Annotated in this window: 8 protein-coding genes; 2 read left to right on the forward strand and 6 right to left on the reverse strand. The window is 71.4% G+C overall.

Annotated features, from left to right (window positions below; translation table 11 throughout):
• Window positions 1-46: 46 nt before the first annotated feature.
• Genes AC1Q6V_RS12085 through AC1Q6V_RS12110 form a run of 6 tightly spaced genes read right to left on the reverse strand, consistent with a single transcriptional unit; the run spans window position 47 to window position 7,412 of the window.
• Entirely contained in the window at window positions 47-1,066 is a 1,020-nt protein-coding gene (locus AC1Q6V_RS12085; RefSeq protein WP_010811086.1) for a chemotaxis response regulator protein-glutamate methylesterase, read from the reverse strand.
• Window positions 1,063-3,318: a hybrid sensor histidine kinase/response regulator gene (locus AC1Q6V_RS12090; protein ID WP_454750799.1), complete on the reverse strand. Its 2,256-nt coding sequence runs from the start codon at window positions 3,316-3,318 to the stop codon at window positions 1,063-1,065. The genes AC1Q6V_RS12085 and AC1Q6V_RS12090 overlap by 4 nt, the downstream gene beginning before the upstream one ends.
• Window positions 3,315-4,001 carry a chemotaxis protein CheW gene (locus AC1Q6V_RS12095; protein WP_454750800.1) on the reverse strand — a complete coding sequence of 229 codons (687 nt, stop codon included), beginning with the start codon at window positions 3,999-4,001 and terminating at the stop codon, window positions 3,315-3,317. Before AC1Q6V_RS12095 ends, AC1Q6V_RS12090 begins: the two co-directional genes overlap by 4 nt.
• Window positions 3,994-5,265 carry a CheR family methyltransferase gene (locus AC1Q6V_RS12100; protein WP_454750801.1) on the reverse strand — a complete coding sequence of 424 codons (1,272 nt, stop codon included), beginning with the start codon at window positions 5,263-5,265 and terminating at the stop codon, window positions 3,994-3,996. Before AC1Q6V_RS12100 ends, AC1Q6V_RS12095 begins: the two co-directional genes overlap by 8 nt.
• A complete protein-coding gene (locus AC1Q6V_RS12105) occupies window positions 5,262-5,738 on the reverse strand; it encodes a chemotaxis protein CheW (RefSeq protein WP_010811090.1) in 477 nt (158 codons plus the stop codon). The genes AC1Q6V_RS12100 and AC1Q6V_RS12105 overlap by 4 nt, the downstream gene beginning before the upstream one ends.
• An 18-nt stretch (window positions 5,739-5,756) precedes the next feature.
• On the reverse strand, window positions 5,757-7,412 hold the full coding sequence (locus AC1Q6V_RS12110) for a methyl-accepting chemotaxis protein (protein WP_011617610.1): 1,656 nt from the start codon (window positions 7,410-7,412) through the stop codon (window positions 5,757-5,759).
• A gap of 245 nt (window positions 7,413-7,657) precedes the next feature.
• Here AC1Q6V_RS12110 and AC1Q6V_RS12115 point away from each other — a divergent pair, with 245 nt between their 5' ends.
• Both AC1Q6V_RS12115 and AC1Q6V_RS12120 read left to right on the forward strand, forming a co-directional pair.
• Window positions 7,658-8,986, forward strand: a complete 1,329-nt coding sequence (locus tag AC1Q6V_RS12115) for a putative bifunctional diguanylate cyclase/phosphodiesterase (protein WP_010811092.1) — start codon at window positions 7,658-7,660, stop codon at window positions 8,984-8,986.
• A gap of 287 nt (window positions 8,987-9,273) precedes the next feature.
• Window positions 9,274-12,060 (forward strand): DUF6600 domain-containing protein, encoded by a 2,787-nt coding sequence (locus AC1Q6V_RS12120; RefSeq protein ID WP_492350765.1) that lies wholly within the window; start codon window positions 9,274-9,276, stop codon window positions 12,058-12,060.
• The last annotated feature ends 71 nt before the right edge of the window (window positions 12,061-12,131 follow it).

The raw sequence follows: 12,131 nt of genomic DNA on the forward strand, positions 1-12,131 counted from the left end.
CCTGGGTGTCGCGGTCCCGGTGCCGGCCGCGACGTATTGCATCGGGTCAAAGCGGCACGGTGCCGCCGCATGCCTGCACCAGCCGCGGCGCAATGCGCGGCAGCGGCAGGATCTCCGCGGCCGCGCCCATGGCTGCGGCGGCCTTGGGCATGCCGTACACGGCGCTGGTGGCGCGGTCCTGGGCGATGGTCAGGAAGCCGCGCTCGCGCATCGCCTTCAGCCCCAGCGCGCCGTCGCGGCCCATGCCGGTGAGCAGCACGCCGATCACGTCGCCGCGCCAGTGCTCCACCACGCTTTCAAAGAACACATCGATGGAGGGGCGGTACAGGTAGTCGCAGGGCTGTTCGGAGTAGGCCATGCGCGTGGGACTGGCCAGGCGCAGGTGGTCGTTGGTGCCGGCCAGCAGCACCGTGCCGGCCTGGGGCGCGTCGCCGGCGCGGGCAATGCGCACCGGCAGCTTGCACTGTCCGTCGAGCCAGTCGGCCATGCCGGCGGCAAAGGCTTCGTCCACATGCTGCACGGTGACCACCGCGGCGCCGAAGTCCGCCGGCAGCGCGCCCAGCAGCGTGGCCAGCGCGGCCGGGCCGCCGGCCGAGGCGCCGATCGCCACCAGCCGTGGTGCGGCCACTGCGCGCGGCGCTGCCGTCAGCCTATGCTGCGGGGCCACGCGGCCGGCCAGCAGGCGGCCGATATTGCGCAGCTTGCGCAGCAGCGGCCCGGCGGCAAGCTGGGCGTCGGGCTCGACCAGCGTGGGGGTGTCGACCGCGTCGATGGCGCCGTGGCCCATTGCGTCGAACACCTGCGAGGCATTGCGGCCCAGGTCCATGGTCACCACCACGATGGCGCAGGGGGTGGCGGACATGATGCGCCGGGTCGCCTCGACGCCGTCCATGACCGGCATCAGCAGGTCCATCAGGATCAGGTCCGGGGTCTGGCGCGCGGCCATCTGCACCGCCTGTTCGCCGTCGCCGGCGACCCAGGCGATCTCGAACGACGGATCCAGCGCAAGCGCGCGGCGCAGCGCGGCTACCGCAAGCGCCGAGTCATTGACGATGCCGATCTTCATGGGCGTGCCTCGCCGATCAGGTCATGGACCGCGTCGAGCAACGCGGCGTCGTGGAAACTGCCCTTGGCCAGATAATAGTCCGCGCCGGCCTCGAGCCCGCGCTGGCGGTCCTGTTCGCGGTCCTTGTACGACACCACCATCACCGGCAGCTGCCGCAGCGCGGCGTCCTGCCGGATCCGGCGCACCAGCTCGATGCCGTCCATGCGCGGCATGTCGATATCGGTGATGACCAGGTCGAAGGGCTCGGCGCGCAGCACATTCCAGCCGTCCATGCCGTCGACCGCCACCGCCACGTCATAGCCGCGCCCGGCCAGCAGCTTGCGCTGCAGCTCGCGCACGGTGAGCGAGTCATCCACCACCAGCACGCGCCGCGCGCGCGCCTGGACGCTGGCCACGGCCGCCTGCCGCACGCCTTCGATGCGGCCCTCGGAGACCAGCTTCTCGACCGAGCGGATCACGTCCTCGACATCGAAGATCAGCACCGGCGTGCCGTCGTCGGTGAGGCTGCCGGCGGCGATGTCGCGGACCTTGCCCAGTGCCGCCGGCAGCGGCTGCACCACCAGCAGGCGCTCGCCCAGCATGCGGTCGACGGCAATGCCATAGATGCGCTCGGCCTCGCCGATGACCACCACTGGCACTTGCGCGTGCGCATTGGCAGCGTCAGCCTCGGGGCGTTGCAGCACCTGCGCCGCGCTGACCAGCCCGATGGCGCGGCCTTCGTGGCGGAAATGCTGGTGCCCTTTGGTCTGCTCGATCTCGCTGCGCGCCACCGAGGCCGCGCGCAGCACGCGGCCCAGCGGGAAGGCATAGGCTTCGCCCGCGACCTCCACCAGCAGAGCGCGCACCACCGACAGCGTCAGTGGCAACTCCATCCGGAAGTGCAGGCCCTGGCCCGGCTGCTGCGTCAGGCGCAGGCTGCCACGCACGCGGCGCACCATCTCCTGCACGGCATCGAGGCCCACGCCGCGGCCGGAGACCTCGGAGACCGAGTCGCGCATGCTGAAGCCCGGCAGCAGCAGGAAGTCGAGCAGCTCTGCCTGCGACAGCCGTGCCGCGGTCTCTGCGGACGCCAGCCGCCGCCGCACGATGGCGTGGCGCAGGGCTTCCAGGTCGACGCCGGCGCCGTCGTCGAAGATTTCGATCACCAGGCGGCCCGCGTTGTGGCGCGCCTGCAGCGTGACGCGGCCTTCCGCCGGCTTGCCCTGCGCCGCGCGCACCTCGGGCGCTTCGATGCCGTGGTCCACCGCGTTGCGCAGCAGGTGCGCCAGCGGCGCGTCCAGTGCTTCCAGGATATCGCGGTCCACCTGGGTGCCGGCGCCGATCAGGTCCAGGTGCACCGGCTTGCCGAGCGCGCGCCCGAGGTCGCGCACCATGCGCGCATAGCCGGTCAGCGCGTCCGCCAGCGGGCGCATGCGCGAGGCCAGCGCGCTGTCATAGAGCCGGCGTGCCAGCCGCGTGGCGCGGTGATCGTACTGTTCGAACTCTTCCAGCCGCGCGGCCAGCTGATCGTGGCTTTCGTCCAGCAGCTGGCGCAGTTCTGCCAGCGCGGTGTGCGCAGCCGCGCCCGCGTTGCCGTCCTGCAAGGCTTGCTGCAGCGCATCGACGGCGCGCAGTGCGCGTGCCTGTTGCCGCCTTGCCTTCTGCAGCGAGGTGCCGAAGGGGCGCAGCCAGTGCGACTCGACCATGGCCTCGCCGGACAGCGCCAGCAACTGGTCAAGCGCGTCGGCATTCACGCGCAGCATGCGCTCCTGTGTGTCGTCTGCCGGTGCCGGCGGCGCCGGTATCGCGGGCGCTGGTTCCGGTAACGGGGCCGGCGCTGGCTGTGCCTGCACGACCGGCGCCGCGGCACCGCCATCGACCGTGCCCAGCCGCTGCACCACTGCATCGATCTCGGCGCGGCCCGCGTGCTCGGCCCAGCCCGGATTGCCGCCGGGCGGATGGCCGATGCGCAGCAGCAGGTCGGTGCCTTGCAGCAGCGCGTCGATATGCGCGGCGGTCAGCGGCATGCCGCCCTGTGCGGCGACCAGGCAGTCTTCCATGGCGTGTGCTACGCGCACGCCGCCATCGAGCCCGACGATGCGGGCCGCGCCCTTGAGCGAGTGGGCGGCACGCATGCAGGCTTCGAGCTGCTCGGCGGCTGCCGGGTTGCGCTCCAGCGCCAGCAGGCCGGCATTGAGGACTTCGGCCTGGGCATCGGCCTCGAGCGCGAACAGTTCCAGCAGCGAGGCGTCGCGCAGTTGCTCGGAATTCATGCCAGGCTCCTGGCCAGCGCCTGGCGTACCAGTGCGGCATCGAGCAGCCCGACGCTGCGGCCCTGGTCGAGGAACAGCGCCTGCGTGTAGCGCGCCGAGGCTCGCGCAAGGGTGGCGGGCAGCGGCTGCAGCGCGGGCTGCGGCACGCGGGCGATGCCAGACACCTCGGCCACCGGCAGCGCGATCGCGGCGCGGCCCTGCCCGAGGATCAGGAAACGGCTGCCGCTGGCACTTTCACCGGCGCCCGCGTCGAACAGCCGGGCCAGCGACAGGCAGGCCAGCAGGTTGCCGCGCACCGCGGCCAGCCCCAGCACGGCGGCATCGCGCCGGTGCGGCAGCGAATGGATCGGGCAGGGGGCGGTGACTTCGCTCAGCGCTGCGGTTGGCAAGGCCAGCCACTCATCGCCGATGCGGAACACCAGGCAGGCCAGCGCGGTGCCGCGTTCTGCCGGCAAGGCCCCGTCATCGTCGGTGAACGTGGCGGCATCGGGCAGTGCCTCCGGAATTACGTCCAGCCGTTGCGCGTCCAGCAGCATGGCCGCGGCCCGGGCGTAGGTGGGGCAGTTGCGGCAGTGCGCGTGCTCGGCCAGGGCGGGGCACGAGCCGTCGCCGCGCACGCCGATGCGCCGCCAGCAGTCGTCGACGTTTTCGGTGCGCCGGAGAATGCCTGGGGACTCAGCCATGGTGCTTGCGGGTGTGGCGTTGCGCGCGCTGGCGCAGGTGCATGGCGCCAGCGTGATCGCCTTCGGTATCGAGCAGCGCGGCCAGGTGGTACAGGCTTTCCTGGTGCGCCGGGTCCAGGTACAGCGCCTTGCGGTAGGCGGCATGGGCCTGCGCGGCGCGGCGCGCGGCGTCGTGCAGCACACCCAGCATGCAATAGGCGTCGGCGTTGGCATCCGCGGTGCGCTCGAGCAGCGCCAGGCAGGCTGCGGTGGCAGCCTCCAGCTCGCCGCGGTCGGCCTGGGCGGCAATGGCAGCCAGCGCGGCGCGCTGATCGTTGCCAGGCGCGGGCGCTGCGGGCCGCAGGGGCGGGGGCGTGACCGGGACGGGCCGCATCGAGGCAGGCGGCCGCGGCAGCCGTGGCGGTGCGGCCATGCGCGGCGGCTGGGCCGCGTGCACGGGCGCACGCGGCGCCGCCCTGGCGGCGGGCACGGCGGACGGCTTGCGGAAGGCAAAGGTCAGCGGCAGGCCGACCGGCTCCAGGCCCTGCGCGCTCAGCACGCTGGCCTCGGCCGGCCCGACAAAGAGAATGCCGTCGGCAGCGGCCAGCCGCGCCAGCGTCTGCACCGCATGCCGCTGCCCCGGCGCGTCGAAGTAGATCAGCAGGTTGCGGCAGAACACGAAGTCATAGGGCCGCTCGCCGGCCAGCAGGCCGGGATCGACCAGGTTGCCCTGCAGCAGCCGCACCTGTGCGCGCACGCGTGCATCCAGCACATAGCCGCTGGGCGTGGCCGTGAAATAGCGGTCGCGGAAATCCAGCGGCGCGCTGCGAAACGCGTTTGCGCCGTATTCGCCCTGGCGTGCGCGGGCCAGCGCGCGGGCGCTGATGTCCACCGCATCGATGGCAAAGCGGCCCGCCGGCACGCCCGCATCGAGCATGGCCATGGCGATCGAGTAGGGCTCTTCGCCGGTGGAGCAGGGCAGGCTCAGCACGCGCAGGGTGCGCCTGCCGTCGGCAAAGGCGCGCTCGGCGGCAAGGCGGCCCAGCGCCAGCAGTGCTTCGCGATGCCGGAAGAACCAGGTCTCGGGCACCACCACGGCCTCGATCAGGGCCTGGAATTCATCGGCGGTGCCGTGCAGCAAGTCCCAGTAGGCCTGGGTGTCCGGCGCCTGCCGTGCCTGCTGGCGCTCACGCACGGCGCGTGCTACCGCGCCGGTGCCGATGGCGCCGGCGTCCAGGCCGATGCGGGCCTTGAGCAGGGCCTCGATGTGCGTGGCAGTGCTCATGCCGCGGCCTCCCCGGAGGTGTCGGCAAACAGCATGGCATGGACGTCGTCCGGCAGCAGGGCATCGACCCGCACCCACTGCAGCAGGCCGCGCGCGTCGTGCCGCACCGGCCCAAGGTAGCGCGGGCTGGCTCCGGCGATGCCGCCGTCGACAAACGATTTCACCGGGCAGCGCAGCGTCTGGGTGGCCGATTCCAGGCGCAGGCCCAGCAGCCGGCCGGCCTCGCCGCCATGGCGGCGGTAGTGGACCAGCACCGTGCGCGTGCTGGTGCGCAGCGCCGCCGGCACGCCGGTGGCCAGCGCCGGCAGGTCGATCACCGGCACCGGCTGGCCGCGGCGCTCCATCAGGCCCGCCACCCAGGCCGGCGCGCCGGGGATCTGCTTGAGCCGCGTGAGCGGCAGCACCTCGGCCACCTCGGCGGCATCGAGCGCATAGTGGTCAGCGCCGAGGCGGAACAGCAGGAAAAGTTTCATGGCGGCGGGGCGCAGGCCCTAGACCTTGAAGCGCGAGACGCCGCTGCGCAGGTCGTTGGCCACCAGCGTCAGTTCGTCGATCGCCTGGCTCGACTGGCGCAGCGACTCCACGGTCTGCTGCGCGGCCTCGGACAGCTGCATCAGCGCCTGGTTGATCTGCTCGGCGCCGCCGGCCTGGGCCTGCATGCCTTCATTGACCATCAGCACGCGCGGCGCCAGCGACTGCACCTGCGCGATGATCTGCGACAGCTGGTCGCCGACCTGCGTGACCTCGGACATGCCGCGGCGCACTTCCTCCGAGAACTTGTCCATGCCCATCACGCCCGCCGACACCGCCGACTGGATCTCGCGCACCATCTGCTCGATATCGTAGGTGGCCACCGCGGTCTGGTCGGCCAGGCGGCGGATCTCGGTCGCCACCACGGCAAAGCCGCGGCCGTATTCGCCGGCCTTCTCGGCCTCGATCGCGGCGTTCAGCGACAGCAGGTTGGTCTGGTCGGCCACCTTGGCGATGGTGGTCACGACCTGGTTGATATTGCTGGCCTTTTCGTTGAGCGTGGCCAGCTTGGCATTGACCGAGCCGGCGGCGTCCATCACATGCTGCATGGTGCCTTCCATGCGCGACAGCCCGACCTGGCCGGTGCCGGCCAGCCCGGCCGCCTGCTCGGCGGCGCTGGAGACTTCATGGATGGTGCGCACCAGGTCGCGCGCGGTGGCCGAGATCTCGCGCGAGGTCGCGCCGATCTGGGTCGTGGTGGCGGCGGTCTCGGTGGCGGTGGCCTGCTGCTGGCGCGCCGTCGCGGCGATCTCGTTGACCGAGGTGGTGACCTGGATCGCGGTGCGCTGCGCCTGGCCCACCAGCGAGGTCAGCTCTCCCGTCATCTGGTTGAAACCTGCCTCCACTTCCTGGAATTCGTCCTTGCGGCGCAGCGCCATGCGCAGGCGCAGGTCGCCGCCGCGGATGCCGGACAGCAGGTTGACGATCGACTGCATCGGCACTGTGATCGCGCGCAGCAGCAGGTAGCCGCAGACGATGGCGACCACCAGGGCCACGATCAGTGCCGCTTCGATGCCGATCTTGGCGGCATTGACGGCGTCGTCGATGCCGCGCGCCGCCCGCGCATTGACCGCGCTGTTGTCGTCCACCAGGTGCTGGGCGGCCTTGCGCGCCTCGATCCAGCGGTCATGCACGGTGCCGCGCAACGCGGCTGAGGCGGCGGCGCCGTTCCACTCGCCCGTCCGGGTCAGGATCTGGGCTGCCTGTTCGTATTGCGCGCGCACGTCCCGATAGGCCCTGAAGGCGGCGCGGTCTTCGTCGCGCGTGATTGAGGTCTCGTACTGCTGCTCGACCTTGTCGAGCCGGCTTGCGGCGTCCTGGCCCTGTTGCTGGAAGCTGCGCCGCTCGGCCTCGTCGGCGGCATTGATGGTCTGCCACGCCAGCACGTAGCGCTCGCCCCAGATGCCGCGGATGCCGGTACTGTGGTTCAGTCCGGGCAGCGCGTCCTTCAGCATCAGCGTGGTTTCGCGCTCAATGGCGCTCAGGCGGGTGTAGGAGACAACGCCCATCAGCGCCATGACAAGCAGGATCAGCGAAAAGCTTGCCAGGATGCGCGTGCGGATGGTCCATTCGTTCACGGTGTGGTCCCGGTGATGTTCTTGTTCAGGAGCGGCCATTCCCCGCAAAGCCGCCTCAGGGGCGCCTCTCGGGGTAGCAAGGGGCAGCGCGGCGGCGGCGGGCGGCCTCGACGCGCGGTAGGGTACTGTAAGCCGGGACCCGATTCAACGCGCAATGCGGCGCCGTTGCGCGGGTGCATAGCCATTCCCGCCACAATCGGAACTGCTTGATTTTTTCCAAGTTTTCGTCACACTTGCTAAATTGCTAGCGGGTAACAATGTCGACAATTACAGATGGGGCAGGGATGGTGGCCAAGTCGGGGGCGAAGGCGACTGGCGCCTCGCCAGGCTCGGATCTCGATCCGCTGACCGGCGTTGACAATCGCCAGGGATTTCTGAAGCGGCTGGAGGCACGCCTGCAGAGCGAGGCGGTGCCCCGCTGTGCTTTGCTGTTGATCGGCATTGACGATTTCCGCGCCTTCAACGACATGCACGGGCATGCCGAAGGCGACCTGATCCTGCAGCGCGTGGCCCGCCGCCTGCGCGACGCCTCGCCGCGCGACGCTGCCATCGGCCGCATTGGCAGCGACGAGTTCGGTGTGCTGCTTCCCTCCATTGCGGATCCCACGCTGGTGCGCCATGTCGGCGCGGCGATCCTCTCGATGCTGTCCTCCCCGCATGAGAACGCGGGTGGCCGCCACCATGTGCTGGCCAGCATCGGCGCCTGCGTGATCCCCGCCGCCGGCGAACAGGGGTCAGACGTGCTGGCCGCGGCCAGCCTGGCGCTGGCCCGCGCCAAGCACGACGGCGGCCGCACCATCCGCTTCTTCAAGCCGCAGATGCGCTCGGACGTGACCACGCGGCTGTCGCTGGTGCAGGCGTTGCACGAAGCCTATGCCCAGCGCCAGTTCGAGCTGCTGTACCAGCCGCAGGTCGACCTGCGCGACGGCCGCGTGCACGGTGCCGAGGCGCTGATGCGCTGGCGCCATCCGACCCGCGGCCTGCTGGCGCCGGCCGCCTTCATCGACGCGCTGGCCGGCAGCAGCATCGCCAGCGATGTCGGCATGTGGCTGCTGCAGACCGCCTGCGCCCAGGCGCGCGCGTGGTCGCTGGCCTTTCCCCAGCCGCCGCGGGTGGCGATCAACCTGTTCGCGGCCCAGCTGTCCGAAAGCCGGCTGCTGACCGAGGTGCGCCACGTGCTGCGCGCGCTGGAACTGGCCCCGGACTGCCTGGAGATCGAGATCACCGAAACCATCGCGCTGCAGCAGGGCGACGAGGTCGCAGACCAGCTGCAGGCGCTGCGCCGCGACGGCGTGACGCTGACTTGCGATGACTTCGGCACCGGCTATGCCTCGCTCAGCTTCCTGAAGTCGTTCCCGGTGGACCGGCTCAAGATCGACCAGTCCTTTATCCGCAACGTGACCGAAGACCCGGTCGATGCCGCCATCGTGCGCTCGGTGATCAGCGTGGGCGCAAGCCTGCACATTGGCGTGGTCGCCGAAGGCGTGGAAACGCCCGAGCAGCGCGACTTCCTGCTGGCCAACGGCTGCCATGAGGCGCAGGGCTACCTGTACGGCCGCCCGATGCCGGCCGAGCGCCTGACCGAAATGCTGCGCCAGCAGTCCGGCCGCTGAGCCGCCCCTGCCCCCGTTTCGTCCCCGCCCTGTCAGGGAAGTTGTTTCCACCTTTGACGGCGAGCCTGCCCGTCCCGGGCACCCGCTGACCCCCCGCCCGCCCGCAGCCTGCCTGGCATAGCGGTCCTGCCTGCGCAGCATGGCCGCATGGCGAAATACGAACTTACAAAGTCTGCCGCGCCGCGCGTGCCGCGGCCTCCGAGGCAATGTATGGTGACATTAGGGTTGCAGCTGACATCGGCCGGCCACCCCGGTGCGTTATGCGTATTGTCCCGGTCCTGACTTCCATGTTCGATCCTTCCCAATCTGTCCGCCCTGCTCGTGGCCAACGCCGTGGCAGGCTGGCGCTGACGGCCCTGGCCGCAGCCGCCGGCCTGGCGGTGGCGGCTGCTGCACTGGCCCAGGTGCCCGCCGGCCCCCCCGGCGAGGCCTATCTTGATGCGCCGGGGGCTGATGCCCCATTCCAGCAAGCCGATCCTTCCTCGCGCATTGCCACGCTGACCGCCGTCGACGGCAATCTCAGCTTTGCGCCGGCAGGCTCGGACGACTGGGCTGCCGCAGGCCTGAACCGGCCCTTCACCACCGGCGACCGGCTTTGGCTTGACCACGGCGGCCGTGCCGAGGTGCATGCCGGCACGGTGGCGGTCCGGCTGGGCGGTGCCACCGCGGCCAGCATCCTGAACCTGGACGACAGCGCCACGCAGGTCAAGCTGACCCAGGGCACGCTGCAGCTGCGCGTGCGCGCGCTGCCGCCGGGCCAGACGGTCGAGGTCGACACCCCCAACCTGGCCTTCGTGCCGCGCGAGCCGGGCGACTACCGGCTGGACGTGGCGCCTGACGGCAGCACCACCACCGTGACCATGCGCCACGGCAGCGCCGTGGTCTACGGCGACAGCCGCTCGATCGAGCTGCAGCGCGGCGACCGCATGCGCTTTGCCGGCACCGACCTGGCCGACGCCGGTGGCGGCGGCGCGCCGGAAGACGCCTTCGACCGCTGGACCGCGGCCCGCGACGCGCGCGAAGACGCCTCGCCGTCCGCCCGCTACGTGCCGCGCGAGATGCCGGGCTACGCCGCGCTGGACGGCTACGGCGACTGGCAGGAAGACCCCGGCTACGGCGCGGTCTGGTTCCCGCACGTGGTCAGCGCCGGCTGGGCGCCGTACAGCGCCGGGCACTGGGCCTGGATCGCGCCGTGGGGCTGGACCTGGATCGACGACGCGCCCTGGGGCTTCGCGCCTTCGCACTACGGCCGCTGGGCCTATGTGGGCTCGCGCTGGGGCTGGGTGCCGGGCCCGCGCGTGCGCCCGTGCTACGCCCCCGCGGTGGTGGCCTTTGTCGGCGTTAGCGGCCCGAACTGGAGCGTGCGCGTTGGCAGCGGGCCGGGCGTGGCCTGGTATCCGCTGGGGCCGCATGACGCGTACCGGCCGGTCTATCGCGCCAGCCCGACCTATGTCGCCCGCATCAATCGCGTCACCGTGAACAACTTCGTGATGGGCGACCGCCGGCCTCCGCCTTACGCCAACCGCAACGTGCCCGGCGCCATCACCGGCATGCCGGCACGCAATTTCGTCGAAGGCCGCCCGGTGCGCGGCATGCATCGCGACGAATGGCGCAGCCTGCCGGCAGGCGAGGCCAGGGGGGCGCCGCCGGTGGCGCCGGTCAAGGGCAGCCTGGTGGGATCGGCCCCGATGCGGCCGCTGCCGCCGCAGGCCCGCCATGGCTTCGAGCGCCAGGCCATCGCCGCCCGCCCGCCGGGCCGGCCCGCCACGGACGACCTGGCCCGCCGCTTCGCGCGCGAGGGCGGGGTTGTGCCCGGCGCCGGCCCGGCCTGGCGCGGCGGCAATGAGCGGCGGCCCGGGCGCGACGTGCAGCGGGCGCCCGATGTGCGCATGAGCCAGGCGGCCATCGCCGCGCGCGACCAGGCGCCGTCGCAGCCGCGCGCCGGCCGCGGCGATGCCGATGGCCCCGCACGTGGCGATCGCGGTGATCGCAACTATTCGAACGCTCCGGGCGAACCCTGGCGCGGCAACGGCCGCGGCCAGAGCAGCCGGCCCGACGAAGCCCGCGGCTTGGTTGGCCAGCCGGGCGGACCGGCGGACCCGCAACGGCAGGCGCAGGGCATGCAGCGCGAACCGCAGCAGGCTTTGCAGCGCCAGCAGATGGAACAGCAGCGGGAACAGCAGCGCGCGCTGCGCGAGCAGCAGCGGCAGGCGCCTGATCTGCAGCGGCAACAGCAGGAGGCCCGGCAACGCGACGCCCAGCAACGCCAGTGGCAGGACCAGGCCCGCGACCAGCAACGCCAGCAGGATCAGCAGCGCATGCAGCAGCGCCAGTGGGCGGATGGGCAGGACCGTCCCGATCCGGGGCGGCAATCGCAGGAAATGCAGCGGCAGCGCTTTGAGCAGCAACGGCAGATGCAGGATGCCCAGCAACAGCGCCAGATGCAGGAGGCCCAGCAGCAACGGCAGATGCAGGAATCGCGGCAGCGCCAGGCGCAAGACGCCCAGCGCCAGCAGATGGAGCAACAGCGTCAGTCCGAAGCCCAGCAGCAGCGGCAGATGCAGGAATCGCGGCAACGCCAGGCGCAAGACATCCAGCGCCAGCAGATGGAGCAGCAGCGCCAGTCCGAAGCCCAGCAACGCCAGGCCGCCGACCAGCAGCGCCAGCAGGCGGAGCGCCAGCGCCAGATGGCCGAGCAGCAGCGGCAGGGCCAGGAGATGCAGCGCCAGCGTTTCGAGCAGCAGCGGCAAATGCAGGAGGCGCAGCAGCGGCAGGCCGAGGCGGCCCAGCGCCAGCAGATGACACAGCAACGCCAGATGCAGGAGCAGCAGCGGCAGATGCAGGAGCAGCAACGGCAGATGCAGGAGCAGCAACGGCAGATGCAGGAGCAGCAACGGCAGCAGGCCATGCAGCGCCAGCAGGCGGAACAGCAGCAGCGCCACATGCAGGAGCAGCAACGTGCAATGCAGGAGCAGCAGCGGCACCAGCAGGACCAGCAACGGCAGATGCAGGAGCGCCAGCGGCAGCAGATGGAGCAGCAGCGCCAGCAGCAGCAACAGCGCGCCCAGAACTAACGCGGCCAGATGGAGGCGCGCAACGGGCGCGACGGCGATCGCCGGCAGTAGCACGGCCCGCTTGACGGAGC

Source organism: Cupriavidus sp. GW823-FHT07B10 (assembly GCF_058794355.1).